This is a genomic window from Amycolatopsis sp. NPDC051061 (assembly GCF_040682935.1).
In the GTDB taxonomy this organism is placed as follows: Bacteria; Actinomycetota; Actinomycetes; order Mycobacteriales; family Pseudonocardiaceae; genus Amycolatopsis.
In genome coordinates, this window is record NZ_JBFBBZ010000029.1 from 17032 (window position 1) to 43514 (window position 26483).

The following is a 26483-nucleotide window of genomic DNA, read 5'->3' on the forward strand; positions in this document are numbered from 1 at the left end:
TCCGGGTGCCCCGTACGCTGAGCCCGTCACGGGCGCGATCCGGCGCCGCGTTGAAGGGGTGGAGAGTTGCCGTACGAACCGCGCTGGCCCGAGTCACACGGTGAGCAGACGGACGTCCTGCCGGTCGTCCGGCCCGAACCGGACCCGGCCCCCTCGCCCGCCAAGAAGCTCCTCCAGCGGATCGACCTGCGCAAGACCGGCCTGATCGCCGGCGGCGCCTTCGCCGTGCTCGTCGCGATCTACGGCATCGACCTGCTGGTCAGCCAGGGCAGCGTCCCGCGCGGCGTGACCGTCGCCGGGGTCGACGTCGGCGGGATGGACCGCGACGCCGCCGAGCAGGAGCTGCGCGGGCAGATCGAGCCGCGGCTGACGCGCCCCCTCGCCGTGACCGCCGGCGACGTCCAGGGTTCGCTCTCGCCGACCATCGCCGGGCTGAAGCTCGACTGGGCGCAGACCCTCGACCAGGCCGGCGAGCAGCCGCTGAACCCGTTCACGCGCCTGGCGTCGCTGTTCTCCAGCCGCGAGGTCGGTGTCGTCAGCCACGCCGACGACACCAAGCTCGCCGCCGCCCTCGACAGCCTCCGCGGCCAGGTCGACCGTGAACCGGCCGAAGGCACCGTGAAGTTCGAGGGCACGAACCCGGTCGCCGTCGCGCCGAAGCCCGGGCAGAAGCTCGACGTCGAGGCCGCGAAGGCCGCCGTCGTCGAGAAGTGGGCGCGCGGGGAGACCCTGGCGCTGCCGGTCACCGGCACGCCGGTCCGCACCACGGCCGAAGGCGTCCAGGCCGCGCTGGAGCAGTTCGCGCGCCCCGCCGTCTCGGGGCCGTTGGTGGTCAAGGGCGACGGCAAGAACGCCACCGTGAAGCCGGCCGCGATCGCCGCCGCGCTGACCTTCGAGCCGGCCGATGGCGGCGGCCTGACGCCGAAGATCGACAACGGCAAGATCGCCGAGGCCGCCGGGCCGCAGCTGAAGTCCACCGAGAAGGAGGGCAAGGAGGCGAGCATCGTCTTCGAGGGCGGCAAGCCCACGGTCGACCCGTCCACCGACGGCCGGACCATCGACTGGGACCCGAGCCTCAAGCCGCTGCCCGACGTCCTCAAGAAGACCGACGGCCGCGAGGTGGCCGCGGTCTACAAGGACGCCCCGGCCAAGGTGACGACCGAGCAGGCGAACCAGCTGGGCGTCAAGGAGGTCGTCGGCGAGTTCACCACCGGCGGCTTCGCGGCCGACTCCGGCACGAACATCCGCGTCGTCGCGCAGAAGGTGAACGGCGCCATCGTCAAGCCCGGGGAAACCTTCAGCCTCAACGGGTTCACCGGCCCGCGCGGCAAGCCGCAGGGTTACGTCGAGGCCGGCGTGATCGAGAACGGCGCCCCGGCGCGCGAGGTCGGCGGCGGCATCTCGCAGTTCGCGACGACGCTGTACAACGCGTCGTACTTCTCGGGCATGAAGGACGCGGGGCACAAGGAGCACAGCTACTACATCAGCCGCTACCCCGCCGCGCGCGAGGCGACGGTGTTCCAGAACCCCAACGGCGCCAGCGTCATCGACATCAAGTTCACGAACGACTCGCCGTCCGGCATCGCGATCCAGACGATCTGGACGCCGTCGTCGATCACCGTGAAGCTGTGGGGCACCAAGCGCTACACCGTCGAGTCGATCCCGGGCGGCCGGTCCAACCCGACCGACCCGCCGACCAAGCCGGGCCCGGCGGAGAACTGCCACGCCTCCAACGGCGCGCCGGGCTTCACCACGAGCGACACGCGCGTGCTCAAGGACGCCTCCTCCGGGCGCGAGGTCAGCCGCTCGACCCGCAACGTCCGCTACAACCCGCAGCCGAAAATCACCTGCGACCCCTCCTAACGGCCGTTCACGCAGCGCGTCCGCGGAGGTACCGTGGGTGCCCATGACGGCGCGTGCGGTCGGGTTCCGGGACGTCCTCGCGGTGGCCGAGTTCCGGGCGCTGTTCTCCGCCCAGCTCGTCTCGGTCACCGGTGACCAGCTGGCCCGGGTCGCGCTGTCGATCCTGGTCTACGACCGGACGAACTCGCCGGGCTGGGCGGCGCTGACGTACGCGCTGACGTTCCTGCCGGACCTCGTGGGCGGGCCGCTCCTGTCCGGGCTGGCCGACCGGCACCCGCCGCGCGCGGTGATGGTCACCTCCGACGTCCTGCGCGCGCTGGCGGTCGCCGTGATGGCGTGGCCGGGTCTCCCCCTGCCGGCGGTGGCCGCCCTGCTGATCGCCGTCCAGCTCTTCAACCCGGTGTGGAACTCCGCGCGCGCGGCGCTGCTGCCGCAGGTGCTGCCGGGCGAGACGTTCGTGCCCGGGATGGGCCTGCTGATGATGCTGGTGCAGGCGGGCCAGGTGGCCGGGTTCGCCCTCGGCGGGCTCCTGGTCGCGGCCATCGGCACCGGCGGCGCCCTGCTCGCGGACGCGGCGAGCTTCGCGGTGTCAGCGGTGTTCCTGGTCACCGGGGTCCGGTCCTGGCCACCGCGGGAGTCCTCGGGCGTCCGCTGGTGGCAGCACGTGCGGGCCGGGTTCACGGTGGTGGTCGGCGACCGGCGCCGGCTCGCGCTGGTCGCGCTGGGGTGCGTGTCGGGGATCTACATCGCGGGCGAGGCGATCGCGGCGCCGTACGCGGCGGAACTCGGCGGCGGCGCGGTGGTCGTCGGACTGCTGCTCGGGGCGTACGCGCTCGGCAACGTCATCGGGATGGCGGCGCTGTCGCGGATTCCCACCGACCGGCGCGGACGGCTGCTCGGGCCGCTGGCCGTGCTGGCGTGCGCGGCCCTGCTGGGGTGCGCTTTGCGGCCGGACCTCGGGGCCACTTTGGCGCTGCTGACGCTGTCCGGAGTGGCCAGTTCGTACAACCTCATCGCCAACACGACGTTCGTCCAGCTGACCCCGGACGCCCAGCGCGCGCAGGCGTTCGGGTTCGCGCTCACCGCGTTGCGGGTGTCGCAAGGGCTGGGTGTGGTGCTGGCCGGGCTCGCGGCCGAACGCGCGGCGCCGCACGGGGTCGTCGCCGGGGCCGGGGCGATCGGTGTGGTGGCCGCCCTCGGCGCGGCGACGTTGTGGCGACGTGCGCAACCGGAACCCCGGTGACCGGCACGAGTGCCGGTCACCGGGAACCGGTCAGGACCGCGTCCAGTCGGTGGGGCACTGCGGCAGCGGTGACGAGACGCCGGGGCGGGCCCAATCGGTGGGCAGCTCGCGGACGGTCCAGTCGGTGGGCAGTTCGCGCGCGGTCCAGTCGGTCGGCAGCTGCCGCGGGGTCCAGTCGGTCGGGATCGCGCGGGTCCAGTCGGTGGGGAGCTGCCGCGTCCAGTCGGTCGGCCGCTGCGCGCGCCGGCGGGACGGGACGATGGTGGCGTTGGGCAGGAAGTGCGCCATGATTTCTCCTGTTCGGATGGGATTTTGCACGGTGCGTGACCGGACGGTAGCCCGACCAGCCTAGTGACACACCGCGTTCATTCGATTACATTGACGTTTTTCGCGAGCGAGTTCCGTCCTGAAAAGAAGGGCGTTTCGTGGGATTGTCCGGGTCCCCAGGGCGCAAGCCCAGCTCAGAACGTCCACGATCAGGTATCCGTACGTGGGCGATGTGGAGGCTGGACACTCCCGTGTTCGGCTACGTCCTCGTCGTCGACGCACTGGCGCTGGTCGCGGTCCTCGCCACGAGCGCGCTCGTGGCGGTCACGACCCAGTCGTTGCTCTGGTGCGGCCTGATCCTGGCCGGCGAGATCGTGCACCTCGAAGCGGCGCAACGCATCGAGCGCATCCGCGAGCTCGCCGCCGACGGCCGGCCGCACATGCACCTGCAGTCGATCTGGATCTTCGCCGGGCTGCTCCTGCTGCCGCCGCCGCTGGCCACGCTCGTCATCGTCGTCAGCTACGCCCATTCCTGGGTTCGCGTGTACAAACGACGCGGCGTGATTCACCGGAAAGTGTTTTCCGGGGCGACCGTCATCCTCGCCTGTTTCGCCGCGGGCGCCGTGCTGTCCGCCGGCACCGGGCACCTGGCGCCGTACGTGCCGTACCTGGACGGGTTCGGCGGGATGACCGCGCTGCTGCTGTCCGGGATCGTCTACTTCGGACTCAACTACGTGCTGGTGATCCTCGCGATCGTGCTGAGCAACCCGGGCAAGCCGCCGCGGCAGGCGTTCGGCAACCCGTCGGACGTCCTGATCGTGCTGGCCGCGGTCGGCGTCGGCTGCGGCATCGCGCTGGTGATGACGGTCCGGCCGTGGCTGCTGCCGGTCCTCATGGTGACGCCGGTGGCGCTGCACATCGGCCTGCTGCTGCCGCAGTTCCAGGCGGCCGCGCGCACGGACTCGAAGACCGCGCTGCTCGCCCCGGAGTTCTGGGTCCAGCTGGCGCGCAACGAGCTGGCCCGCGCCGCGCAGCTGTCGTCGACGGCGGGTGTGCTGATGATCGACCTCGACCACTTCAAGGCCATCGACGACGGCAACGGCCACCTGGCGGGCGACGAGGTCCTGCGGGCGATCGCGGCGGCGATCCAGAGTTCGGTGCGCGGCGGCGACTACGTCGGCCGGTTCGGCGGCGACGAGTTCGTGGTGCTGCTCCCGGGCGCGACGAGCGCGGAGATCGTGTCCATCGCGGACCGCATCCGCGCGGCGATCGCCCGGATCGAGGTGCCGGTCCCGGTGATCCGCCCGGGCAAGCCCGAGGTGATCGACGGCTTGACGGCCTCGATCGGCGCGGCGGTCTACCCCGAAACAGCCACCGATTACACGATCCTCCTACAGGCAGCGGACGACGCGGTGTTCGCGGCGAAGGCGGCCGGGCGCGACCGCGTCGTCCTGGCGGGCCCCCACACGGAACTCATCCGCCCCGAAATCCCCGACGCCCACTAGCCCAAGGTCCGTGAAGGCCACCTTCAGGAAGTACAAGTTCCTCAAGGTGGCCTTCACGAACTTCAGGGCAGGGTGGCGAGGGAGGCGTCGAGCGTGGCTGCCGACAGCTCGTTGTCCACCATGTCGCCGGCCAGGTAAGCGCCGTAGGCCGGGAGGTCCAGGTGTGCGTGGCCGCAGAGGGCCGTGAGGATCACCTTCTCCTCGCCCGTTTCCTTGCACCGCAACGCTTCCTGGATGCAGGCGGCGAGGGCGTGCGTCGGCTCCGGCGCCGGGATGATCCCTTCCGAACGCGCGAACCGCACGCCCGCGGCGAAGCACTCCTGCTGCCCGATCGCGATCGCTTCGATCAGGCCCAGCTCGTAGATGTGCGAGATCAGCGGCGACATCCCGTGGTAGCGCAGGCCGCCCGCGTGGATCGGGTCCGGGATGAAGTCGTGGCCGAGCGTGTGCATCTTGAGCAACGGCGTCAGCCCGGCGGTGTCGCCGAAGTCGTAGGCGTACTTGCCGCGCGTCAGCGAGGGACACGCGGCCGGCTCGACCGCGCGGATCACCGGGTCCATCCGGCCGGCCAGCTTCTCGCGCAGGAACGGGAACGCGAGCCCGCCGAAGTTCGAACCGCCGCCGGTGCAGCCGACCAGCACGTCCGGGGTGTCGCCGGCCAGCTCGAACTGCTTCAACGCCTCTTCGCCGATGATCGTCTGGTGCAGCAGCACGTGGTTGAGCACGCTGCCCAGCGCGTACCGCGTGTCCGGGTCCTGCGCCGCCTGCTCGACGGCCTCGCTGATCGCGATGCCGAGGCTGCCGGGCGAGTCCGGGTGCTGCTTGAGGATCGCCCGGCCGGACTCGGTCAGCTCGGACGGGCTCGGGTGCACGGTCGCGCCGAACGTCTCCATCATCAGCTTGCGGTAGGGCTTCTGGTCGTAGGACGCCCGCACCTGCCAGACCTCGCACTCGAGCCCGTACTGGGCGCAGGCGAACGCGAGCGCGCTCCCCCACTGGCCGGCGCCGGTCTCGGTGGTCAGCCGGGTGACGCCCTCCTGCGCGTTGTAGAACGCCTGCGGCACAGCGGTGTTCGGCTTGTGCGAGCCGACCGGGCTGACGCCTTCGTACTTGTAGTAGATCCGCGCCGGAGTGCCGAGCGCCTTCTCCAGCCGGCGCGCCCGGTACAGCGGCGACGGCCGCCAGAGCCGGTAGACCTCCCGGACCTCCTCCGGGATGTCGACATAGCGATCAGTCGTCACTTCCTGGGCGATGAGCGCCTGCGGGAAGAGCGGGGCCAGGTCGTCCGGGCCGACGGGCTCGCGGGTGCCGGGGTGCAGCGGCGGCGGTGGCGGCTCGGGCAGGTCGGGGATGACGTTGTACCACTGGGTGGGGAGATCGGCTTCGTCCAGGACGTACTTGGTCTGTTCAGCCATCGCGCCTCCTTGGTCGGCACCTCAACTTAGGACGCCTCCGGCCGCGGAGCCAGTACGGTGACCGGGTGGGGAATCACGTCCTGCTCGACGCGCCGTCCAACCTCGGCTTGCGGCCGCCGGCCGGGGTGCGGTGCCCGGCTGCTACAAGACGCCCGGTGTGCTGCGCGACCTCAGCATCCTGGACCGCCTGGGTGCGTCCGACGGCGGTGTCGTGACGCCGGGCCGGTACGTGGGCACGTGGTCGCCGGGCGACGGCGTCCGCAACTCGGCGGCCATCGCCTCCTCCACGCGCGCGCCGGCGGCGCGGGTGGCGTCGATCCGGTCGTCGGGCGGCTTCCCGGTGGTCCTGGGCGGCGACTGCTCGATTTCGCTGGGCGCGATGCTCGCGCTGCGCCGGTCCGGCCGGTACGGCATCGCGTACCTGGACGGTCACGACGACTTCCACCACCCGGGCATCGCCGACCACGTCGGCGCGGCGGCGGGCGAGGACCTGGCGATCATGACCGGCCGCGGCGCCGGCGACCTCGCCGACATCGACGGGCTGCGACCGTACGTCCGCGACAGCGACGTGCTGGTGCTCGGCGTGCGGACGGCCGAGTCGTCCCACCTGCGCGCCGCGGGAATCCCCTTCGTCACTTCGGAACGCCTGATGGCGTCCGAGCCGTTGCCGTCCTCCGCGTTCGCCGGCCTGGACGGTTGCCGGATCCACGTGGACATCGACGTCCTCGACCCGGCTTACGTGTCCGCAGTGGACAGTCCCGACCCCGGCGGGCTCGACCCCGATACGCTGGTTTCGCTGCTGCGACGCCTGCTCGCCTTGCCGGGCGTGGCCGGCTTCGAGCTGACGATGTTCGATCCCGATCTCGACCCGGACGGCCGCCAGGCCGAGCTGGTCGCCGGCATCCTGGAAAGGTCTTTGCGATGACCGACCTCCCCGTCTGGCTGCCCGGGTCCGGTCACGGTCCGGGCCTGGTGCTGATCCAGGAGATCTTCGGCCTGGACGACTACCTGCGCTCGGTGGCGGCGGACCTGGCTTCCTCGGGTTACGTGGTGGCGATCCCGGAGCTGTTCCGGCGGACGGCGCCCGGCTGGTCGTCCACCCACGACGAGGCGGGAGTGGCGGCGTCGATGGAGGTGGCGTCCACTTTCGACCCGGCGCTGGGGCTGGCGGACGTCCTCGCGACGATGGCCCACCTCCGTGCGCAGCCCGCCGTTTCCGGTGGCGTGGGAGTTCTGGGGTTCTGCCTGGGCGGGTCGCTGGCGTTCGCGGCGGCGGCCGCGGGCGACCCGGACGTGGCGGTGTCGTTCTACGGCTCGGCGGTGGCGGGGCAGATCGCGGACCTGGCGAAGATCACGTGCCCGATCCAGTTCCACTTCGGCGGGCAGGACCCGTACATCCCGCGCGCGGACGTCGCGGTGGTCGAGTCCGCCGTGGCGGCCCACGCGGGTGCGGAGATCCACGTCCAGGAGGAGGCCGGGCACGCGTTCCACAACAACGTGGCCCCGATGTTCCACCACCCCGAGGCGGCCGCGCGAGCCTGGGCGTCGACGACCGGCTTCCTGCGTCGGACTCTGCCGGCGTAAAAGCGTCCCGTGCGGTGGGCGCCCACGTCGTCTACCTTCGTCACCAGCGCATTCGCTGACCTTGGAGGAACCCGCCATGCCCCACGCCGTGGATTTCGCGACCTTGTCGACCGCCGGGCTGGAGTCGTCGCCGGTCGCCGACGCCCTCGCCGGTCTGCGGGCGAACGAGGCCCGGTACTTCAAGAACAAGTACGACCACGTCTTCACGACGGAGCCCGCAAGCGACGCCGCTTCGACCGTCGACCGGGTCAGCCGGATCCTCGAGGAGGAACGCGGCATCGTCATCGCGTCGCCCCCGCTCGAAGCGACCGAGTTCGAGGTCGAGGGCATCCGGATGGCGTACGTGTTCTACGAGAGCGGCCTGTCGATCAACGTGATGTACACGATCGAGGACGGCGGGAAACGGGCGGTCGGGTTCAAGCTCTCCGACGGGATGGACGTCCCCGAGGAGCTCGGGGCGTTCAAGTTCGCCCGCCAGAAGTCGAAGCTGGCCGGCACCATCCGCGGCTCCTACTTCGTCATCAAGAACGAGTACTGAGCCCCGGCCCAACCGATCAGGAATCGAGAAGCGCCGGTCACGGCCCCGGACCTAGCGTTACCGGCATGACGAACATCGACTCCATCACCCTCGAGGTCGCCGACGCCGCGGCCGCCCAGCGCTTCTACGCCGCCGCCTTCGGCCTCACCACCCAGCTCCGCTTCCGCGAGGCGCAGCAGCCCTCCACCGGCTTCCGCGGCTACACCCTCTCCCTCACCGTGGCCCAGCCCGCCGACGTCGACTCGCTCCTCGGCAGCGCCGTCGAGGCCGGGGCCACCACGCTCAAGCCGGCCGCGAAGTCCATGTGGGGCTACGGCGGCGTCGTCCAGGCGCCCGACGGTGCCATCTGGAAGGTCGCCACGTCCGCGAAGAAGAACACCGGTCCCGCGACTCGCGCGTTCGACGCCGTCGTGCTGCTGCTCGGCGTCCAGGACATTGCCGCCAGCAAGAAGTTCTACACCGAACACGGCTTCACCGTCGGGAAGGCGTTCGGCCGCGTGTACGTCGAGTTCGACGCCGGCTCGAACCCCGTCAAGCTCGCGCTGTACCGGCGCAAGGCCCTCGCCAAGGACGCCGGCGTCGCTCCCGAAGGCACCGGTGCGCACCGGATCGCCGTCAACGCCGCCGCACCGTTCACCGACCCGGACGGGTTCGCCTGGGAAGTCGCCACGACCCAGTCACTCGACGCCTGACAAGAGGTCCGCGACGGCGGCGATCCCCGCTTCGATCGAACGTTGCGGTGTGTCGCCGAACCCCAGGACGAGCCGCGGGGCCGTCGCGGACGGCGTGCTGTGCATCCGGGCGAGGCCGTAGAGCCCCACTCCCCGTTCACCCGCCCGGGCGATCACCTGTTCCTCGTCGGCGCCCGGGGGCAGGTGCAGGATCGCGTGGAACCCGGCCGCCAGTCCGGTGACGCGCAGGCCGGGCGCGTGGGCGGCCAGCGCCGCGATGAGCGTTTCGCGCCGGGCCGCGTACTCGGCGCGGGCGCGGCGCAGGTGCCGGTCGTAGCGCCCGGATTCGATGAGCAGGGCCAGCGCGAGCTGGTCGAGGCCCGGGCTCCCGCGGTCGGTGACGTGCTTGCCGCGCGCCAACGCGGCGAGCAGCCGCCCCGGCGCGACCAGCCAGCCCAGGCGCAACGCCGGCGCCAGCGACTTGCTGACCGTGCCGAGGGACACGACGCGGTCGGGGTCGAGGCCCTGCAACGAGCCGACCGGATCGCGGTCGTAGCGGAACTCCGCGTCGTAGTCGTCCTCGATGACGACGCCGTCGTGCCGCCGCGCCCACTCGATCAGCTCCTGACGGCGGTGCCCGGCGAGCACCACGCCGGTGGGCCACTGGTGGGCCGGGGTCACGAGCACGGCCCGCGCGCCGCTGCGTTCGAGCGCGGCGACGTCGACGCCGTCCTCGTCGACCGGGACCGGCACGGCGGTCAGGCCGGCGGCGTGCGCCTGCTCGGTCGTCGACCGGACGATGCCGGGGTCCTCGACGGCGATGGTCCCGACGCCGTCGGCGGCGAGCGCGCGCAGCAGCAGCCCGAGTGCCTGGGCCATCCCACTGCAGACGACGACCTGGTCGGCCGTCGCCGCGACCGCCCGCACCCGCCGCAGGTACGCCGCCAGCACCTCCCGCAGCCGCCGGTCGCCGCTCGGGTCGCCGTAGTCGAACGCGCTGTTCGGCGCGGTGCGGCAGACCTCGCGCACGGCCCACGCCCAGTCCTCGCGCGGGGCGAGGCGCAGGTCGGGGACGCCGTGGCGGAAGTCGGCGACCTCGTGCCGGGGCCGCTCCGGCGGGCTGGGCCGCGGTGGCGCGGCCGGCCGGGCGACCGACGCCACGCGCGTCGCCGATCCCGGGCGGCTGGTCAGGTAGCCCTCGGCCTGCAGCTGGGCGTAGCAGTCCTGCACGAGCCCCCGCGACAGGCCGAGGGCGCGGCCGAGTTCGCGCGACGACGGCAGCCGCTCCCCACCCGCCAGGCGGCCGCCGCGGATCGCGTCGCGCAACTGGTCTTCCAGCTGCGAACGGAGGCCCGCGCCGCTGTCGCGGTCGATCGTGAACAACAGCTCCGGACCCAAACCGGCCCACTCCACAGCCATGGAACTGGACCTTACCGGTGACCCGGTTCGCTTCTAACGTTCTTGTCATGACCGCTGACCTGCAAATCCGGCCGAGGCTGGTATCCCGTGCCCTGCTCGTGCGCTTCGTCTCGATCTTCGGGTCGTCGATCGGCTTCTACCTGCCGCTTTCGGTGGTGCCGCTGTTCGCGAGGCAGGCGGGGTCCGACAGCGGCGCCGGCCTGGCGACGGTCGCGCTGCTGCTCGCCACCGTGGCCGCCGAACTGGTGACGCCGCGGCTGGTCGCCCGGGTCGGCTACCGGTGGGCGCTGGCCACCGGGCTGGTGCTGCTCGGCGCGCCGACGCTGCTGCTCACGGTCAGCTCGAACGTCTGGGTGATCATCGGGGTCAGCGTGGTGCGCGGGATCGGGTTCGCGATCGCCGTGGTCGCCGGTGGGGCGGTCACCGCCTTGCTGATCCCGGCGGACCGGCGCGGCGAGGGCCTCGCGCTCGTCGGGATCGTCGGCGGGATCCCGGGCCTGCTGGCGCTGCCGGCCGGCGTGTGGGCCGCGGCGCACTGGGGCTTCACCCCGGTGTTCGTGGCGACGGCGGTGGCCACCCTGCTCGCGCTGGTGTCGGTGCCCGGCCTGCCGCGCTACGACGCGACGCCGAAGGAAGACGGCGGCCACGGCGTGCTGGCGGGCCTGCGCAACCCCGTGCTGACCCGCCCGGCGACGATCTTCGCGGTGGCGGCCGCCGCGATCGGCGTCCTGGTGACCTTCCTCCCGCTCGCCGCTTCGGACCAGCCGGCCTGGGTCGCCGCGAGCGCGTTGCTCGCCCAGCCCGCGGCGGCCACCGCGGCCCGCTGGGTCGCCGGCCGGGTCGGCGACCGCCACGGCCCGGGTCTCCTGCTGGTGCCGGGCGTGGTGCTCTCCGCCGCCGGGATGGCGGCCATCGCGTTCACGAGCACGCCGGCGCTGGTGATCGGCGGGGCGGTCGTGCTCGGCGCCGGGTTCGGCGCGCTGCAGAACGCGACGCTCACGCTGATGTACGCCCGCGTGCCGGCCGGCGGCGAGAGCGCGGTGAGCGCGATCTGGAACGCGGCGTACGACCTCGGCATGGCCGCGGGCGCGCTCGGCGCGGGCCTGCTCATCGGCTCGCTGGGCTACCCGGTGACGTTCGCTCTGGCGGCCGTGGTGATCGTCCCGGCGCTCGCGCTGGTCCGCCGCGACCGCCGCCCCTGACCGGCGGCCGCCGCGGCGGTCCCCCCACGACGCGGCGGCCGCCTTCCAGCGGTCGACTGGTGATCGGCGCTCCGGCGCCCGTGCTCGTCACAAGTTCGGCAGCTCGATCACGGTGCCGTGACCGACCGGGACCGCGTCGGCCGGGACCGGCTCCGCGGACTTGGGGCTGCCCACGCAGATGTACCCGCGGTACGTCCGGCCCTTCACCCGTTCGGTCACCGGCCGGAACCGATCGGGCCGGAGACCGCGGAACCGCGTGGCGACGATGTCTTCGTACAAGCGCTCCGATACGACGACCACGACGTCTTCGGCGGTGTGCCGGGCCAGCGTTTCGCGCGCGGATTCCGCGTCGAGCAACCGGCAAGCGACGATGAGGGCGTCCCCGATCGGGCCGAAGACCCCCGCGGTCAGCGCCCCGTGGTGCATCGAAAGCCGCAGCCGCAGCCGCGGCCGGCTGCCCCGCCCGAGTTCTTCCACGACCTCGTGGGTGAAATCGGCGACGACGCGGGAAACGTCGGAATCGGCGGGCAGCACCGCCAGCTCGCCGTCCCCCCGCGGTTGCCGGAGCCATTCGTCGCGAACGAGCCCGGTCCGTTCGGCGGCCCGGTCGAGCACCTCTTTCAGCCGGATGAGGATCGCGGCCTGGTCGAGGATCCCCATTCGCGAGAATCCTTCGACGTCCACCGCGACAACGAGTCCGTAGACGAGCTGACCTTCGTGAAGCATGCGCACCTCCCCGACGAGGCCGATGTTCCTGAAGACGATTGAACAGTCGCGAGTCCGTCCGGCACCACATCCGCGGACACACGAAGACGAACTCGCCCCCGGGACACCGAAGACGCCGAGGTCCCCGTTGTGCCCCTGTTCCGGCTGCCCGCCCACACCGCAAAAGAGTGAGACAATGTGGGACACAACCGGCCGACGTGGGACACGATGCCAAGATGCCTTCCTCCCGACCCGGACCATTCGGTGACATTGACCCGTCCGGGGTCAGGACGCTCGCCCACTTGGCCGCTTTGCTCCGGCAATGCCAAGTGCGTGCCGGGAATCCGTCACTGCGCGAGATCGAGCGGGCCGGCGAGAAACGCGGACCCGCATTGCCCCGCTCCACGGTCGCCGGTGTCTTGGCCGGTCGGCGCCGGCCGCGACGCGAACTGCTCCTGGCCCTGCTCGACGCACTCGGCGTGCCCAAAGAAGACAGGGCGGCGTGGGCGGGCGCCTGGGAACGGGCCGTCGGCGGCCGGCCGGCGGAAACCGCCGACGTCGTCGCCGATCCGCCGCCCGCAGAGGTGCGGGACATCTGGCGGTTCCCGCCCGGCGAGCCGGTGATGATCACCTGTGGCCGGATCCCGGAATCGATGGTCAACAATTTCTCGGCGAGCGATCCGCGGGACCCCGACTACGTGGATCTTTTGACCTACACCGACCCCGACACACTGGTCCACCTGTTCGGCCACATTCGTGCCCTGAACCCCGAGCACGAGGTGAAATTCGCGACGACGAGCGATCTGCAGCCCACGGACTACTCAAGCCACCTGGTGGTGATCGGCGGGTCGGACTTCAACATGCTGACCCGCGACATGTTCTCCACCCTGCGCCTGCCCGTGAAGATGTCACCGCGCATCCCGGAAACGGATTGGCTCGGCCTCGAAGTCGCCGACGGGGAACGGACGCAGCGGTTCAGCCCGGTCCTCGGCGACGACTACGGGTCGCGCATCCTCCACGAGGACGTGATCCTGTTCTTCCGCGGCCTGAACCCCGTCGACCCGCGGCGCACCATCACGATCTGCGCGGGCATGTACGCCCGGGGCACCCTGGCCGCCGCCCAGTGCCTGACCGATCCGGTGCTCGGGCCGGCGAACCAGGCGTACCTGCACCGCACGGTCGGCGCCAACCTGCACTTCGGGTTCGTCGCGCGGGCGCTCGTCCTCAACGGGATGGTGGCCCCGCCGAACCTCACCAATCCCGGGCGCCGGCTCTACGAGTGGATGCGGCCGGAGTGACGGGCCCCCGGTCCTGATCGGCGCTCCGGCGCCGGAGTCGGCAGACTGGTCGGCGTGCCGGAACTGCCCGAAGTGGAGCTCGCCCGCCAGGTCCTCGCCGAGGCGCTCGGCCGGAAGATCCGGGACGTCGACGACCACGACGACTGGGTCTGCCGCCCGCACGCGCCCGGGGACCTCGCCGCCGCGTTGCGGGGCGGGCGGCTCACCGAGGCGCACCGGCGGGGCAAGACGCTCTGGTGCGAAACGGAAAACGGCGACGGGCGGCCGGGCCCGAACCTCGGCCTGCACCTCGGGATGGCCGGGCAGCTGCGGTTCGGCGACCGGAGCGGACCGCCCGGGCGGTCTCGTGACCGGGAGGAAAAGCCCGAGTGGTTCCGGTTCGGGATCACCTTCGCCGACGGCGAACGGCTGCGGCTGTTCGACACGCGCCGGCTCAGCCGGGTGCGGCTCGACCCCGACCTCGACGCGCTCGGCCCGGACGCCGGCGAGGTGTCGCGCGCGGACTTCCGCTCGCGGGTCGGCCGCGGCCGGGCGCCGGTGAAGGCGCGGCTGCTGGACCAGTCCGTGCTGGCCGGGATCGGGAACCTGCTCGCCGACGAAACCCTCTGGCAGGCGGCGGTGAGCCCGGCGCTCCCGGTGAACGAACTGGGCGACGACGACCTGACGAACCTCCACAAGGCACTCCGGACGGCGTTGCGCGCGGCGATCAGGCACGGCGGCGTCCACACGGGCGAGATCATCGGCCACCGCCGCGCCGGCGACCACTGCCCCCGCTGCGGCGCGGAGATGGCGCACGGCACCGTCGGCGGCCGGTCGACCTGGTGGTGCGCGAAGGAACAGGGTTAGCGCGGCCCGAGCCCGGTGCGGCCGTCGATCAGCTCGCGGACGACGTCGAGGTGCCCGGCGTGCCGGGCCGTCTCCTCGATCACGTGCGGGATCACCCCGCGCAGGTCGGCGATGTCATCCGCGAGCGGCGTGGGGTGACGCGGCACCGGCACGGCCGACGAGGGCGTCGCGGCGAAGATCTCGTCGGCCACGACCGCGGACCCTGACGGGCAGCAGCGCACCTTGGCGGGCGGATTTTGTCGGTGCCGTTCGGTAGCGTCGGAGACATGGCAACACTGGTCACCTTCCACGCCCACCCGGACGACGAATGCCTGCGCACCGCCGGGGTGATGGCCAAGGCCGTCGCGGAGGGGCACCGCGTCGTGCTCGTCGTCGCCACCCGCGGCGAGGTCGGCGAGGTCCCTGAGGGCTTTCTCGCCGAGGGCGAACAACTGTGGGAGCGGCGCGTGCGGGAGTCGCACGCGGCCGCGGAGATCCTCGGGGTGGAGCGCGTCGAGTTCCTCGGCTACCGCGACTCCGGGATGATGGGCGAGTCCACGAACGACGACCCGGGGTGTTTCTGGCGGGCGGACGTCGAAAAGGCGGCCGAGCAGCTGGCGGCGATCCTGCGCGAGGAGTCGGCGGACGTCCTGACGGTCTACGACGACAACGGCGACTACGGCCACCCGGACCACATCCAGGTGCACCGGGTCGGCATCCGCGCGGCGGAGCTGGCGGGCACGCCGCGCGTGTTCCAGGCGACGTTCAACCGCGAGTTCATGCAGCGCGGCTTCGAAGCGGCGGTGGAGCAGGGGCTGATGCCCCCGGAGGCGGCGCCCACCCCGCCGGAGAACGTCGAGTTCGGCAAACCGGAGGCCGAGATCACGGCGGCGGTCGACGTGGCGAAGTACGTGGGGGTGAAACGCGCGGCGATGCGCGCCCACCCCAGCCAGATCAGCGAGGACATGTTCATGCTGGCGATGCCGGATGACGCGTTCGCGTTCGCTTTCGGGACGGAGTGGTTCATCCGGGTCGGGCAGGGGCCGGGGATCACGGAGACGGACCTGATGGCCGGACTGTAGGGGCCGGGCAGCGTGCTCGGCTGGCCGACCTCCCACGGGCGTCGTCAGTCGAGCGCCGCGGTCACGTCCAGCTCCACCAGCTGGCCCGCATCATCACCGGGCGCGCAAGCGAAAACCCAGGGAGGACACGTGCGCAGGACCATCGACTGGGCCGACGGCGCCATCGTCATCATCGACCAGACCGCCCTGCCCGCCGAGTACCGGCTGCTGCACCTGCGCACCGTCGGTGAGCTCGTCGACGCCATCCAGCGCCTCGCCGTCCGCGGGGCGCCCGCTCTCGGCGCCGCCGGGGCCCTCGGGGTCGCCCTCGCCGCCCGGGCCGGCGAAAACGTCGAAGCCGACGCCGAACTGATCGCCGCCGCGCGCCCCACCGCCGTCAACCTCGCCTGGGGCGTCGAGCGCGCGATGAAGAAGCTCCCCCAGGGCACCCAAGCCGTCCTCGAAGAAGCGCTGGCCCTGCTCGCCGAAGACGAAGAGCTCAACAAGACCGCCTCGAAGCACGCCGCCGAGATCGTGCTCGCCGAATGCCCGCGCCGGCCGTTGCGGCTGCTCAGCCACTGCAACGCCGGGCACCTCGCGACCGTCGGCTGGGGCAGCGCCCTCGGCGTCGTCTGGCACCTGCACGAACGCGGGCTCGTCGAAGAAGTCCTCGTCGACGAGACGCGTCCGCTCCTCCAAGGCGCCCGGCTGACGGCGTGGGAGCTCGCGCAGGCGAAGGTCCCCTACCGCGTCCAACCCGATTCGGCCGCCGCCGCCGCGATGGCGCGCGGGATGGTCGACTGCGTGCTCGTCGGCGCCGACCGGATCGCCGCGAACGGCGACGTCGCCAACAAGATCGGCACCTACGGCCTGGCGATCGCGGCGAAGCACCACGGCGTGCCGTTCATCGTGGTCGCGCCGTCGTCCACAGTGGACAGGACGCTCGCCGACGGCGCGGGCATCGCCATCGAGGAACGTGCTGCCCGCGAGCTCACCGAATACGCGGGGGTGCCGGTCACCCCGCCGGACGCGCGGGTCTTCAACCCCGCGTTCGACGTGACACCGCACGAGCTCGTCACGGCCGTGGTCACCGAGCACGGCCGCTTCGAGCCCTGAGGAGCTAGGGACGCGGGCCGATCTCGCGGCCGCCGTCGGTCACCGTGATCGCCATCGCCGGGCACGAGTCCGCCGCGTCGAGCACCGTCTCGTCGCCGTCCACGTCCGAAACGACCGTCTGCGCCACCGCGCCGTCGAGGACGAACACCTCGGGCATCAGCGCGGCGCACATCCCCGATCCGATGCAGGTGTGTTCGTCGACTTCCACGTGCCAGCTCATGGTCACCTTCCGTGTCACCAGCCGATCGGCATCGACCGCGGTCCGCGGACGAGCATCTGCGTCTTCCACACGATATCGCCGGCCAGGTGCAGCCCCGGCAGCTCGGTGACCAACGCGCGCAGCGCCTCCTGCAGCTCGAGCCGGGCCAGCGGCGCGCCCAGGCAGTGGTGGACGCCGTGGCCGAAGCCGAGGTGGTGCTGGTCCTCGCGGTCGAACCGCAGGCCCTCCGCGTCGTCGAACTGCAGCCGGTCGCGGTTGGCCGCGCCGATGGCGACCAGCACCGGCTCCCCCGCGCGCACGAGCACGCCGCCGACCTCGACGTCTTCGGTGGCGTAGCGCGCGAACCCGGCGCCGGCGCCCAGCGGCACGAACCGCAGCAGCTCCTCGACGGCGGCCGGGATCAGGTCCGGGTCGGCGCACAGCCGCTCCCACTGCCCGGGCTGGTCGAGCAGCGCGTAGACGAAGTTGGGGATCTGGCTCGCGGTGGTCTCGTGCCCGGCGACGAGGATGCCGACGCACAGGTCGACCAGCTCCAGTTCGGTCAGCCGGTCGCGGGTGTCGCGCGCCTCGATCAGCGCCGTCATCAGGTCGTCCTGGGGCCGCGACCGGTGCTCCGCGATCAGCCCGCGCATGTAGTCGCGCAGCTCTTCGCGGTTGCGCTCGAACTCCTCGGGCGTCAGGCCGCTGGTGGACAGCGCGGCGTCGCTCCAGACGCGGAACTTGGGCCGGTCGGCGACCGGGACGCCGAGCAGCTCGCAGATCACCGCGACCGGGATGGGCAACGCGTAGCGGCCGACGAGGTCGGCGGGCGGGCCGGCGGCTTTCAGGTCCGCGATCAGCCCGGCCGCCAGGGAAACGACGCGTGGGCGCAGCAGCTCGACGCGCCGCATGGTGAAGGCCTTCGCCACCAGCGTCCGCAGCCGCGTGTGGTCCGGCGGATCCATCTGCAGGATGCCGCCGTCACGCTGCATCGGCGAGCGGCGTGGCGCGTCCTTCTCCTTCTCCATCGCCCGCGAGAACCGCCGGTCGCCGAGCACCAGCCGGGCGTCGGCGTAGCGGGTGGCCAGCCACGCCGGCTCCCCGTACGTCATCTTGACCCGGACCATGCCCTCGGCTTCGCGCGCGGCCGCGTAGGCCTCGTTGAGGTCGAGTCCCGCCTCCTCGTTGAAGGGGTACGAGAGCGGCTCGGTGCGGGCGACTGTCATGCGGAAACCCCCGTGTGTCCGATTGTAAGCGACTGCTTACAACGCTACACAGTTTCTAACCGCCTGTCACGGTCCGCCATTGCCAGGTCACTGAATAGTAGGTTACGGTGACCTAGGTGTGGATCGAGATCTTGCTGCTGTCGAAGCTGGCCCGCGAGCCGATGCACGGCTACGAACTGCGCAAGGCCGTGGAGGCGTCGACGGGCCACACCCTGTCGAACAACTCGCTCTACCCGACGCTGCGGCGCTTCGTCGACGCCGGCGCGGTGAGCCGCAGCGCGGAGGAGCAGGAGACCAAACCGCCGCGGCACGTCTACACGATCACCGATGTCGGGCAGGAGCTGCTGACCGACATGCTCGCGGACTTCCCCGGCGAGCTCGCGCTCAACGAACCGGAGTTCCTGGCCAGAGTCGGGAACTTCGGCCGGCTGAGCCGCGTCGAGCGCGCCCGCGTGCTCGACGTCCGCAAACGGGCGCTCCTCGCCGAACAGGCCCGGGTCACCGGGCTCGCCGCCGGGCAGGCCGACCCGTGGAGCCGCGCCGCGCTGCACCACGTCATCAGGAAGTTCGACGCCGAGCTGCGCTGGCTCGCCGACCTCGAAACCGAACTGAGGAGAGACGCATGACCACCACCGAAGAGACGCCTCGCCTCCCCTTCGCCCGGGCGAACGCGCTCGCCATCGCGCCGGACTACGAAGCGCTCCGCCGGCAGGCCCCGATCAGCCGGGTGCTCACACCGGCCGGCGACCCGGCGTGGCTGGTGACGTCGTACGAAGAGGCCAAGGAGATCTTCCGCGACAAGCGCTTCGGCCGTTCGCACCCCGCGCCGGAGCAGGCTTCGCGGATTTCGAACGCCGCGATCCAGGACGGTCCGAGCGGCGACTTCGAGACCGAGGAAGCCGAGCACAAGCGGATGCGCCGGATGCTCGCGCCCGCGTTCTCCGCGCCGCGGATGCGTGCCCTCGGCGACCGGATCGCCGAGCTGACCGACCGGTGCCTGGACGACTTGCAGGCGGCCCACGACGCCCACCCGGGCGAGCCGGTCGACCTGACCGACTTCCTCGCGTTCCCCTTGCCGGTGCTGGTGATCTGCGAGCTGCTCGGCGTGCCCTACGCCGACCGCGAGAAGTTCCGCGGCCTGTCCGAGCGGATCGCGATGATGGACGGCGGTGCGGACGCGCAGGCGGCCATGACCGAGTTCAAGGCCTACATGACGAAGCTGGCCGACGCGAAGCGCGCGGACCCGCAGCCGGACGTCATCTCCGACATGGTCGCGGTCCAGGCCGACGATCCGACGTTCACCGACGACGACCTCGCCCGCATGGGCGCCGGCCTGCTGTTCGCCGGCCACGAGACGACGTCGACCCGGATCGCGATGGGCACGCTGTTCCTGCTCAGCGACACCGCCCGCCGCGACCGCTTCGCCGCCGATCCCGAGGGCGAGGTGAACCAGACGATCGAGGAGATCCTGCGGCTGACGGCGACCAGCGGCACCGGCCTGCTGCGCTACGCCCACGAGGACGTCGAGGTCGCCGGGACCCGGATCATGCGCGGCGACGCCGTGCTCATCTCCAGCGACGCGGCCAACCGCGACGCGTCGGTGTTCGAGGACCCGGACGAGTTCGACCCGGCCCGCACGCCGAACGTCCACCTCGCCTTCGGCACCGGCGCCCACGTCTGCATCGGCGCCAACCTCGCGCGCACCGAGCTGCGGACGGTCTTCCCCAAGCTGTTCTCGCGGTTCCCCGGCCTGCGGCTGGCGGCCGGGATCGACGAGATCCCGGTCCGCGTCAACCGCGTCGCCGGCGGGGTCGACCGGGTCCCGGTGCGGTGGTGAGCCCGGTGAAGATCACCGCGGACACCGACGCCTGCGTCTCGTCCGGACAGTGCGTCCTGCTCGCGCCGGGAACGTTCGACCAGGACGAGGAGCTCGGCACCGTCGTCCTCCTCGCCGACGAGCCGGCCGACGGCGAGGAGGAGGCGGTCCGGCAGGCGGAGCTGACCTGCCCGGCCGCCGCGATCCGGCTCACCGGGTAGGGCCGCGTCCGGTTTGCCGGTTAGCCTGCTCGGATGGCAACACAGCCGGAACAGGCCGGCCGGCGCCGGGACTCGGCCGCGACGCAGCGGGCATTGCTGGACGCCGCCGCGAAGCTGTTCGCCGAGCGCGGCTTCGACCGGACGACCGTGCGCGACATCGCCGGTCAGGCGGGGGTCAACCAGGCGCTGCTGTTCCGCTACTTCGGCAGCAAGGACGCGCTCTTCGAGGCGGTGCTGGCCCGCGACGGGCGTGAGCAGCTGGCCACCACCCCGCCCGAACGGCTCTTCAGCGCGTCCCTGCGCAGCATGCTGGCCCCCGAGGGCCCGCGGAACCGGACGCTGGAGGCGTACCTGCGCTCGTCGGGCAGCGACGGCGCCGCGGCCGCGATCCGGCAAGAGATCGGCGAGGAGTACGCCCGGGTGCTGGCCACGCTGACCGACGAGCCGGACGCCGGGCTGCGCGCCGATCTCGCCCTCGCCTGGCTCATGGGCATCGCGCTGGTCCGCGAGGTTTCCGGCAAGGAACCGCTGGCCGGCGCCGACCCCGACGACATCTGCCGGCTCGTCCTCACCGCGACCAGGACGCTGCTGGAGCGCGCCGAATAGTCACGGCAACGCGCGACGCAGGAGCTCCGCCAGGTGCACCGGTGTCCGTCCCGACTCCTGGGCGATCTGCGTACGGCAGCTGAAGCCGTCCGACACCACCAGCGTCTCGGGTGACGTCGCGCGGATCGCCGGCAGCATCCGGTCCTCCGCGACCGCCTTCGACACCTCGTAGTGCCCACGCTCGAAGCCGAAGTTGCCCGCCAGGCCACAACATCCCGAGTCCAGCGTCGTGTTGCGCACCCCGGCCGCCGCGAGCGCCGACTCGTCCGCGCCGAAACCGAGGACCGCGTGCTGGTGGCAGTGCACCTGCGTGATCGCGTCGACGTCCAGGGCCGCGAACGGGATCGGCGCCCGTTCGAGGAGTTCCGCGAACGTGAAGGTCCGCGAAGCCAAGAGCGAGGCGCGCGAGTCGCCCGGCAGAAGCGCCGGCAGGTCGCCGCGGAACAGCGCCGTGCAGCTCGGTTCCAGCCCGGCCACCTCGTAACCCTCTTCGAGATAAGGCGTCAGCACGTCCAGCGTCCGGTTCAGGACGCGGCGCGCGACGCCGAGCTGGCCCGTCGATACCCACGTCAGTCCACAACAGACTCCGCGGTCCGGCAGGACGACGTCGTAGCCCGCCGCGGTCAGCACCTCGTGGGCGGCCTCGAGCACTGAAGGCGTCAGGTAGTTGTTGAACGAATCCGGCCACAGGACCACGCGACGCTCACCTGAAGCCCGGCGCCGCAGATCCGCCCGCGAGGACGTGAACGGCGACGGAGCGAACGACGGCAGCGCACGTTCCGGGGCGATCCCGCCCAGCCGTTTCACCAGGCCGGCCATCCGGGACCGGCCGACGAAGTTGGCGAGCCGAGGCGCCCGGGCACTGAGCCGCAGCCACAGCGGCAGCCAGCCCATCGAGTAGTGCGACGCCGGCCGCAGCCGCCGGCGGTAGTGCTGGTGCAGGAACTCCGCCTTGTACGTCGCCATGTCGACGTCCACCGGGCAGTCGGACAGACATCCCTTGCAGGACAAGCACAAGTCCAGGGCGTCGCGCACTTCCGGCGATCGCCAGCCGTCCGTGATCACCTCGCCGTTGATCATCTCGGCCAGCAGGTGCGCGCGCCCGCGCGTCGAGTGCTGCTCCTCGCGAGTGGCCCGGTAGCTCGGGCACATCACGCCGCCGCCGCTGGTGTTGCGGCACTTCCCCACCCCGACGCAACGCCGCATCGCCTGCCCGAAACTCCCGCGGTCCTCGGGATAGCCGAGAAAAACAGCATCCTCGATGGACGATGGCGCCGGGCGCACCCGCAAATCGGCGTCGACCGGCCGCGGCGCGAGGAGGATGCCGGGGTTCATCCGCCCGGCCGGATCGAAGATGGCCTTGAACCGTCCGAAGAGGTCCATCATCTCCGGGCTGTACATCCGGGACAGCAGCTCGGACCGCGCCTGGCCGTCGCCGTGCTCGCCGGACAGCGAACCGCCGTGCGACGCGACGAGGTCCGCTGCTTCTTCCACGAACCGGCGGAAGTCCGCGACGCCGGAAGAGGACAGCAGGTCGAAGTCGAGCCGCATGTGCAGGCAGCCTTCGCCGTAGTGGCCGTAGACGACGCTGCGCCGCCCGTGCGCGCGCATGAGTTCCTTGAACTCGCGCAGGTACGCGCCGAGCCGCTCGGGCGGGACGGCCGCGTCCTCCCAGCCCGGCCAGGCCTCCGAACCGTCCGCGAGCCGGGTCGCGAGGCCCGCCCCTTCCTCGCGGATGCGCCACAGCCCGCGTTGCGCGGCCGGGTCGTCCACGATCGCGAACCCCGTGAGCTCCAGCGACGCCGCCAGCGCTCGGGCCCGCGAAGCCGGATCGTCCCCGGCCAATTCGACGAACAGCCAGGCCCCGCCCGGCGGCAGGTCGCCCGCGCGGCCCGGCAGCATCGCGACGAGCTCGGCGTCGACGCCCTCGACGGTCAGCGGCGACCACGGCAGGATCGACGGCACAGCGTCGGCCGCGGCGATGTCGGACGGAAAACCCAGTACCGCGAGAACCCGCCGCGGAGGCAGCTCGGCCAGCTCGACCGTCGCTTCGAGCACCGTGACGCAGGTGCCCTCCGAGCCGACGAGCGCCTTCGCGACGTCGAAGCCGTTTTCCGGCAACAGGTGTTCGAGCCCGTAGCCGGACACGCGCCGCGGCCACGTCGAAAGTTCCTTGCGCAGCAACGCCAGGTTGTCCCGCACGAGCGCGCGCAGCTCGTCGAAGATCCGGCCCTCGGCCGGCTCGTCCCGCCCGACCCGAAGCCGCGTGCCGTCGTAGAGCAGCACGTCCAACGAGCGGACGACGTCGACCGTGCGCCCCCACGCCACCGAGTGCGAGCCGCACGCGTTGTTGCCGATCATCCCGCCGAGCGTGCAGCGGCTGTGCGTCGACGGGTCCGGCCCGAACCGCAGCCCGTGCGGCGCGGCGACCGCCTGCAGGTCGTCGAGCACCGTGCCGGGCAGCACCCGCGCGAGCCGCGTCGCGGGGTCGAGCGAGAGCACGCCGCCGACGTGGCGCGAGGTGTCGATGACCAGCCCGGGCCCGCACGCGTTGCCGGCGACGCTCGTGCCGCCGCCGCGCGCGATCACCGGCAGGTCACGGGCGCGCGCCTCGGCGACCGCGGCGACGACGTCGTCGACGGACTCCGGCAGCACCACACCCCGGGGCACGTGGCGGTAGTTGGACGCGTCCGTCGTGTACAGCGCGAGCGTGGCGGCGTCGGTGAGGATCTCCACGCCCCCATTCAAGTCGACGGCGGGCGTCCGTACCTCTCCAGCCGGGTATGTCCGAAACCACATTCCGTGTGCGATCGTGGGCGCGTGACGGCAAAGGAGCACGTCGCCGAGTACAGCGCGGTGCTGGGCGAGCTGCTGCGCGAGCGCGAAAAGCTGCTCGGCACGCTCGACCGCGTCGCCGCGCTGCACGGGACCGCGCGCCTGGTCCGGGAGACGGTCGGCGCGAAGGCCGGGTTCGTCGCGGAGCTCGACCAGCCCGGGCTCGCCGTGATCCGCTGGATGTCCGGCACCCGGACGGACTCGCTGCAGGACCTCGAAGTGCCCGTCGGCCAGGGCATCGGCGGGCGGGTGCTCGCCCTGGGCCGGCCGGTCCGGGTCACCGACTACGTCAGCTCGCCCACGATCACCCACCAGTTCGACGCCCAAGTACGCGGCGAAGGCCTCGCCGCGATGCTCGCCGTCCCGATCGTCGCGCGCGGCGAGACCGTCGCCATCGCGTACGCGGCCATGCGCGAGCCCGCCGACTTCGGCGACGACGCCGTCCGGCGGATGGAGGAGGTCGCCTGCCAGGCCGGGACGGCCCTGCAGCTGGCGAAGGTCGCCGAGACCGACCGGACGGCGGCGGTGGCCGGCGAACGCCTGCGGATGCAGAGCGCGCTGCACGACTCCGTCGGCGCGCTGCTGTTCTCGATCGGCGTCCAGGTGCGCGACCTGCACGACGACGTCCGCGAGCACCCCGGCCTGGAAGCGCGGCTGCGCCGGCTGGAAGGCGACGTCTCGGCGGCGGCCGGGGCACTGCGGGAGTCGCTGCTGGCGCTGTCGGAGTCCAGCCCGGAGCGGGCGCTGCCGGTGGAGCTGGCCGAGCACTGCCGCTCGTTCCAAGCGCGCTGCGGCGTCCCGGCCCGGTTCGTGCAGCTCGCGGCGGTGCCGCCGCTGGACGCCGAACGGACCGCGCTGCTGGTGGCCGCGGTGCGCGAAGGGCTGCTCAACGTCGAGAAGCACGCCCGGGCGTCGTCGGTGATCGTCAGCCTCCTGCCCAGCGAAGACGGCGTACAGGTGGTCGTCGCGGACGACGGCACCGGCGCGGCGGCCGTCCCCGGCACGGGCATGGGCCTGCGGACGCTGACCGGGCGCGCCCTGCGGCTCGGCGGGCGGGTCAGCCTGGTCCGGGACGACGACGACGGCTGCACCCTGCGCGCGTGGGTGCCGCTGGTGCGGCCGTGACGCCCACCAAGCCCGCGACCGTGTTCGTCGTCGACGACCACCCGGTGGTCCGCGACGGCGTGACGCTGCTGCTGCGCTCGGACCCGTGCCTGAGCGTCGTGGGCTCCGCGGAGTCCGGGCGGCTGGCGATCGAGCGGGTGGCGGCGCTGGCGCCGGATCTGATCCTGCTCGACCTGCGCCTGCCGGACATGCTCGCGCCGGAGGTCGTCACCGAGCTGCGCCGGGTGCACCCCGAGGGCAAGATCGTCGTGTTCACCGCCCACGGCGATCACCAGGGCGTGCTGGCCGCGCTGGAGTCGGGGGCGCACGGGTGCCTGCTCAAGGACGCGGCGGGCGCGCAGCTGGTGACCGAGCTGCGGCGGGTGCTGCGCGGCGAGCGCGTCGTCGACCCGCGGATCCTGCCCGACGCCGGGCAGCGGTCGGACGCGCTGGCCCGCAGCGGCCTGACCCGCCGGGAGTACGAAGTCCTGCGGCTGGCCGCCCAGGGGCAGACCAACCCGGAGATCGCCGAGTCGACGGGGCTCGCGCGCAACACCGTGAAGACCTACCTGCAGTCGGCGCTGCACAAGCTGGGCGCCCGCAACCGCGTCGAGGCCATCGGCAAGGCCAGCGAGGCCGGGCTGCTGTGAGATCCTCCGCCGGGTGACCATCGACCTGCACGCGCACAGCACGGCCTCCGACGGGACGACGCCGCCCGCTTCGCTGCCGCGACTGGCCGCCGAAGCCGGGCTGACGGTGCTCGCCCTCACCGACCACGACACCTTCGCCGGGTTGGCGGCGGCGACCGCGGCCTCCTCCGACGTCGAGATCGTCCCCGGCGTCGAGATCTCTTGCCGGCTCGACGACTTCGAGGTGCACCTGCTGGGGTTGTTCGTCGATCCCGGGCACACGGCGCTGGCGGGTGAGCTGGAGCTGATCCGCACCGACCGGGAGCGCCGCGCGGTGCGCATGGTCGAGCGGTGCCGCGAGCTGGGCGCACCGATCACCCTGGCGCAGGTCGAGGCGATCGCCGCGGGCGCGCCGCTCGGACGTCCGCACATCGCGGCGGCGCTGGCGACGGCGGGCATCACCGACGCCTTCACCTCCGACTGGATCGCCGACGGCGGCCGGGCGGACGTGCCCAAGCACGTCCTGTCCACAGTGGACGCGATCGCGCTGGTCCGCGCGGCCGGGGGTGCAGCGGTGCTGGCCCACCCGCGGTCGGTGAAGCGGCGCGCTTCGGTCTCCGACGCGCAGCTGGCCGCGCTCACTTCCGCGGGGCTCGCCGGGCTCGAGGCAGACCACCCGGAGCAGCCACCGGAGGTCCGCGCGCGGCTGCGTGAGGTGGCCGCGGAACTGGGGTTGCTCGCGACAGGATCGAGCGACTTCCACGGTGCGCGCAAGCCGGTCCGCCTCGGCGAGTGCACAACCTCGCCCGAGGTGTTCGCGGGTCTGCGGAAGGCCTCCCGAACGTCATGAAAGAGTCGTTCATGACGCTGGACGACAGGAAAGAGTCGTTCATGACGTCGCCAACCCCCGCCAAACGTCGCGAATGACTCATTCGGGACCTCCGGCGCCCCCAATGACTCATTCGCGACACCCGACTCCGCGCGCGGCCGCGACTATGCCGGAGCCACTACGTCCGGCCGAGCAGCCGTGTCCGTTTTGTAGCCTGCGGGGTCTCCACGTGGGGGTATCGGATCACCGCCGCCGATCGCAGGATGGCCGCCACTGACGGTGACTCACGTCACACGAGTGGAGGAG

26 protein-coding genes and 1 pseudogene are annotated in these 26483 nt (G+C 72.2%); 19 read left to right on the forward strand and 8 right to left on the reverse strand.

Annotated elements, in window-relative coordinates; all coding sequences use genetic code 11:
* The first annotated feature begins 66 nt into the window (after positions 1 to 66).
* Together AB0N03_RS32920 and AB0N03_RS32925 are read left to right on the forward strand one after the other, a co-directional pair.
* On the forward strand, positions 67 to 1863 hold the full coding sequence (locus AB0N03_RS32920) for a VanW family protein (protein ID WP_364379799.1): 1797 nt from the start codon (positions 67 to 69) through the stop codon (positions 1861 to 1863).
* 43 nt (positions 1864 to 1906) lie between these two features.
* Positions 1907 to 3106, forward strand: coding sequence for an MFS transporter (locus AB0N03_RS32925; protein WP_364379802.1), 1200 nt, complete (start codon positions 1907 to 1909; stop codon positions 3104 to 3106).
* A gap of 30 nt (positions 3107 to 3136) precedes the next feature.
* On the opposite strand, the gene AB0N03_RS32930 is transcribed toward AB0N03_RS32925, so the two are convergent.
* The gene (locus AB0N03_RS32930; RefSeq protein ID WP_364379805.1) at positions 3137 to 3394 is read right to left on the reverse strand and encodes a hypothetical protein; all 258 of its coding nucleotides are present in this window, start codon (positions 3392 to 3394) and stop codon (positions 3137 to 3139) included.
* Between the two features lie 209 nt (positions 3395 to 3603).
* Between AB0N03_RS32930 and AB0N03_RS32935 the strand changes: the two genes are divergently transcribed.
* Positions 3604 to 4878: a diguanylate cyclase gene (locus tag AB0N03_RS32935; RefSeq protein WP_364379808.1), complete on the forward strand. Its 1275-nt coding sequence runs from the start codon at positions 3604 to 3606 to the stop codon at positions 4876 to 4878.
* 62 nt (positions 4879 to 4940) lie between these two features.
* On the opposite strand, the gene AB0N03_RS32940 is transcribed toward AB0N03_RS32935, so the two are convergent.
* Entirely contained in the window at positions 4941 to 6293 is a 1353-nt protein-coding gene (locus tag AB0N03_RS32940) for a TrpB-like pyridoxal phosphate-dependent enzyme (RefSeq protein WP_364379811.1), read from the reverse strand.
* 130 nt (positions 6294 to 6423) lie between these two features.
* On the opposite strand from AB0N03_RS32940, the gene AB0N03_RS32945 reads away from it, so the two are divergent.
* The 4 genes from AB0N03_RS32945 (at position 6424) to AB0N03_RS32960 (ending at position 9107) form a co-directional block, all read left to right on the forward strand.
* A complete protein-coding gene (locus AB0N03_RS32945; protein ID WP_364379814.1) occupies positions 6424 to 7218 on the forward strand; it encodes an arginase family protein in 795 nt (264 codons plus the stop codon).
* Positions 7215 to 7877: a dienelactone hydrolase family protein gene (locus tag AB0N03_RS32950; protein ID WP_364379816.1), complete on the forward strand. Its 663-nt coding sequence runs from the start codon at positions 7215 to 7217 to the stop codon at positions 7875 to 7877. Before AB0N03_RS32945 ends, AB0N03_RS32950 begins: the two co-directional genes overlap by 4 nt.
* Positions 7878 to 7953: 76 nt before the next feature.
* Positions 7954 to 8415, forward strand: a complete 462-nt coding sequence (locus AB0N03_RS32955) for a phage tail protein (RefSeq protein WP_364379819.1) — start codon at positions 7954 to 7956, stop codon at positions 8413 to 8415.
* Positions 8416 to 8480: 65 nt separating this feature from the next.
* Complete coding sequence (locus AB0N03_RS32960; protein WP_364379822.1) at positions 8481 to 9107, forward strand: glyoxalase; 627 nt, start codon at positions 8481 to 8483, stop codon at positions 9105 to 9107.
* On the opposite strand, the gene AB0N03_RS32965 is transcribed toward AB0N03_RS32960, so the two are convergent.
* The gene (locus AB0N03_RS32965; RefSeq protein WP_364379825.1) at positions 9093 to 10505 is read right to left on the reverse strand and encodes a PLP-dependent aminotransferase family protein; all 1413 of its coding nucleotides are present in this window, start codon (positions 10503 to 10505) and stop codon (positions 9093 to 9095) included. The genes AB0N03_RS32960 and AB0N03_RS32965 overlap by 15 nt on opposite strands.
* Before the next feature lie 47 nt (positions 10506 to 10552).
* Here AB0N03_RS32965 and AB0N03_RS32970 point away from each other — a divergent pair, with 47 nt between their 5' ends.
* A complete protein-coding gene (locus tag AB0N03_RS32970; RefSeq protein WP_364379828.1) occupies positions 10553 to 11707 on the forward strand; it encodes an MFS transporter in 1155 nt (384 codons plus the stop codon).
* Positions 11708 to 11794: 87 nt separating this feature from the next.
* On the opposite strand, the gene AB0N03_RS32975 is transcribed toward AB0N03_RS32970, so the two are convergent.
* Complete coding sequence (locus AB0N03_RS32975; protein WP_364379831.1) at positions 11795 to 12433, reverse strand: hypothetical protein; 639 nt, start codon at positions 12431 to 12433, stop codon at positions 11795 to 11797.
* 371 nt (positions 12434 to 12804) lie between these two features.
* Between AB0N03_RS32975 and AB0N03_RS32980 the strand changes: the two genes are divergently transcribed.
* A complete protein-coding gene (locus AB0N03_RS32980; RefSeq protein WP_364379834.1) occupies positions 12805 to 13710 on the forward strand; it encodes a hypothetical protein in 906 nt (301 codons plus the stop codon).
* Positions 13711 to 13764: 54 nt separating this feature from the next.
* Entirely contained in the window at positions 13765 to 14556 is a 792-nt protein-coding gene (locus AB0N03_RS32985; protein ID WP_364379837.1) for a DNA-formamidopyrimidine glycosylase family protein, read from the forward strand.
* Here AB0N03_RS32985 and AB0N03_RS32990 read toward each other — a convergent pair.
* Positions 14553 to 14744: pseudogene (locus AB0N03_RS32990) on the reverse strand (DUF664 domain-containing protein); the annotation flags it as partial. The gene AB0N03_RS32985 and the pseudogene AB0N03_RS32990 overlap by 4 nt on opposite strands.
* A 78-nt stretch (positions 14745 to 14822) precedes the next feature.
* On the opposite strand from AB0N03_RS32990, the gene AB0N03_RS32995 reads away from it, so the two are divergent.
* Together AB0N03_RS32995 and mtnA are read left to right on the forward strand one after the other, a co-directional pair.
* Positions 14823 to 15617, forward strand: coding sequence for a PIG-L family deacetylase (locus AB0N03_RS32995; RefSeq protein ID WP_364379840.1), 795 nt, complete (start codon positions 14823 to 14825; stop codon positions 15615 to 15617).
* Positions 15618 to 15746: 129 nt separating this feature from the next.
* Entirely contained in the window at positions 15747 to 16712 is a 966-nt protein-coding gene (gene mtnA, locus AB0N03_RS33000; protein ID WP_364379843.1) for an S-methyl-5-thioribose-1-phosphate isomerase, read from the forward strand.
* Positions 16713 to 16716: 4 nt separating this feature from the next.
* Here the strand turns inward: mtnA and AB0N03_RS33005 are convergent, their stop codons facing one another.
* Complete coding sequence (locus tag AB0N03_RS33005; RefSeq protein WP_285475693.1) at positions 16717 to 16932, reverse strand: ferredoxin; 216 nt, start codon at positions 16930 to 16932, stop codon at positions 16717 to 16719.
* Between the two features lie 14 nt (positions 16933 to 16946).
* The gene (locus tag AB0N03_RS33010) at positions 16947 to 18137 is read right to left on the reverse strand and encodes a cytochrome P450 (RefSeq protein ID WP_364379847.1); all 1191 of its coding nucleotides are present in this window, start codon (positions 18135 to 18137) and stop codon (positions 16947 to 16949) included.
* A gap of 116 nt (positions 18138 to 18253) precedes the next feature.
* Between AB0N03_RS33010 and AB0N03_RS33015 the strand changes: the two genes are divergently transcribed.
* Genes AB0N03_RS33015 through AB0N03_RS33030 form a run of 4 tightly spaced genes read left to right on the forward strand, consistent with a single transcriptional unit; the run spans position 18254 to position 20780 of the window.
* A complete protein-coding gene (locus tag AB0N03_RS33015; protein WP_364379850.1) occupies positions 18254 to 18763 on the forward strand; it encodes a PadR family transcriptional regulator in 510 nt (169 codons plus the stop codon).
* Positions 18760 to 19974 carry a cytochrome P450 gene (locus AB0N03_RS33020; RefSeq protein ID WP_364379853.1) on the forward strand — a complete coding sequence of 405 codons (1215 nt, stop codon included), beginning with the start codon at positions 18760 to 18762 and terminating at the stop codon, positions 19972 to 19974. Before AB0N03_RS33015 ends, AB0N03_RS33020 begins: the two co-directional genes overlap by 4 nt.
* Before the next feature lie 5 nt (positions 19975 to 19979).
* Positions 19980 to 20174 carry a ferredoxin gene (locus tag AB0N03_RS33025; protein ID WP_364379855.1) on the forward strand — a complete coding sequence of 65 codons (195 nt, stop codon included), beginning with the start codon at positions 19980 to 19982 and terminating at the stop codon, positions 20172 to 20174.
* Between the two features lie 33 nt (positions 20175 to 20207).
* Positions 20208 to 20780, forward strand: a complete 573-nt coding sequence (locus AB0N03_RS33030; protein ID WP_364379858.1) for a TetR family transcriptional regulator — start codon at positions 20208 to 20210, stop codon at positions 20778 to 20780.
* Here the strand turns inward: AB0N03_RS33030 and AB0N03_RS33035 are convergent, their stop codons facing one another.
* Complete coding sequence (locus AB0N03_RS33035; protein ID WP_364379861.1) at positions 20781 to 23516, reverse strand: FAD-binding and (Fe-S)-binding domain-containing protein; 2736 nt, start codon at positions 23514 to 23516, stop codon at positions 20781 to 20783. It lies immediately after the preceding gene.
* An 84-nt stretch (positions 23517 to 23600) separates the two neighbouring features.
* Here AB0N03_RS33035 and AB0N03_RS33040 point away from each other — a divergent pair, with 84 nt between their 5' ends.
* Genes AB0N03_RS33040 through AB0N03_RS33050 form a run of 3 tightly spaced genes read left to right on the forward strand, consistent with a single transcriptional unit; the run spans position 23601 to position 26198 of the window.
* Entirely contained in the window at positions 23601 to 24740 is a 1140-nt protein-coding gene (locus tag AB0N03_RS33040) for a GAF domain-containing protein (RefSeq protein WP_364379863.1), read from the forward strand.
* The gene (locus AB0N03_RS33045) at positions 24737 to 25369 is read left to right on the forward strand and encodes a response regulator transcription factor (RefSeq protein WP_364380079.1); all 633 of its coding nucleotides are present in this window, start codon (positions 24737 to 24739) and stop codon (positions 25367 to 25369) included. The genes AB0N03_RS33040 and AB0N03_RS33045 overlap by 4 nt, the downstream gene beginning before the upstream one ends.
* Before the next feature lie 13 nt (positions 25370 to 25382).
* Positions 25383 to 26198 carry a PHP domain-containing protein gene (locus AB0N03_RS33050; RefSeq protein ID WP_364379866.1) on the forward strand — a complete coding sequence of 272 codons (816 nt, stop codon included), beginning with the start codon at positions 25383 to 25385 and terminating at the stop codon, positions 26196 to 26198.
* The last annotated feature ends 285 nt before the right edge of the window (positions 26199 to 26483 follow it).

Bases quoted from the DNA above. Each gene is read 5' to 3' on its own strand.
- AB0N03_RS33010 (WP_364379847.1), bottom strand. From the start codon at position 18,137: ATGACAGTCGCCCGCACCGAGCCGCTCTCGTACCCCTTCAACGAGGAG.
- AB0N03_RS32965 (WP_364379825.1), bottom strand. From the start codon at position 10,505: ATGGCTGTGGAGTGGGCCGGTTTGGGTCCGGAGCTGTTGTTCACGATC.
- AB0N03_RS32950 (WP_364379816.1), top strand. From the start codon at position 7,215: ATGACCGACCTCCCCGTCTGGCTGCCCGGGTCCGGTCACGGTCCGGGC.
- AB0N03_RS32935 (WP_364379808.1), top strand. From the start codon at position 3,604: ATGTGGAGGCTGGACACTCCCGTGTTCGGCTACGTCCTCGTCGTCGAC.
- AB0N03_RS33030 (WP_364379858.1), top strand. From the start codon at position 20,208: ATGGCAACACAGCCGGAACAGGCCGGCCGGCGCCGGGACTCGGCCGCG.
- AB0N03_RS32930 (WP_364379805.1), bottom strand. From the start codon at position 3,394: ATGGCGCACTTCCTGCCCAACGCCACCATCGTCCCGTCCCGCCGGCGC.
- AB0N03_RS32970 (WP_364379828.1), top strand. From the start codon at position 10,553: ATGACCGCTGACCTGCAAATCCGGCCGAGGCTGGTATCCCGTGCCCTG.
- AB0N03_RS33005 (WP_285475693.1), bottom strand. From the start codon at position 16,932: ATGAGCTGGCACGTGGAAGTCGACGAACACACCTGCATCGGATCGGGG.
- AB0N03_RS32925 (WP_364379802.1), top strand. From the start codon at position 1,907: ATGACGGCGCGTGCGGTCGGGTTCCGGGACGTCCTCGCGGTGGCCGAG.
- AB0N03_RS33020 (WP_364379853.1), top strand. From the start codon at position 18,760: ATGACCACCACCGAAGAGACGCCTCGCCTCCCCTTCGCCCGGGCGAAC.
- AB0N03_RS32995 (WP_364379840.1), top strand. From the start codon at position 14,823: ATGGCAACACTGGTCACCTTCCACGCCCACCCGGACGACGAATGCCTG.
- AB0N03_RS32960 (WP_364379822.1), top strand. From the start codon at position 8,481: ATGACGAACATCGACTCCATCACCCTCGAGGTCGCCGACGCCGCGGCC.
- AB0N03_RS32955 (WP_364379819.1), top strand. From the start codon at position 7,954: ATGCCCCACGCCGTGGATTTCGCGACCTTGTCGACCGCCGGGCTGGAG.
- AB0N03_RS32940 (WP_364379811.1), bottom strand. From the start codon at position 6,293: ATGGCTGAACAGACCAAGTACGTCCTGGACGAAGCCGATCTCCCCACC.
- AB0N03_RS32975 (WP_364379831.1), bottom strand. From the start codon at position 12,433: ATGCTTCACGAAGGTCAGCTCGTCTACGGACTCGTTGTCGCGGTGGAC.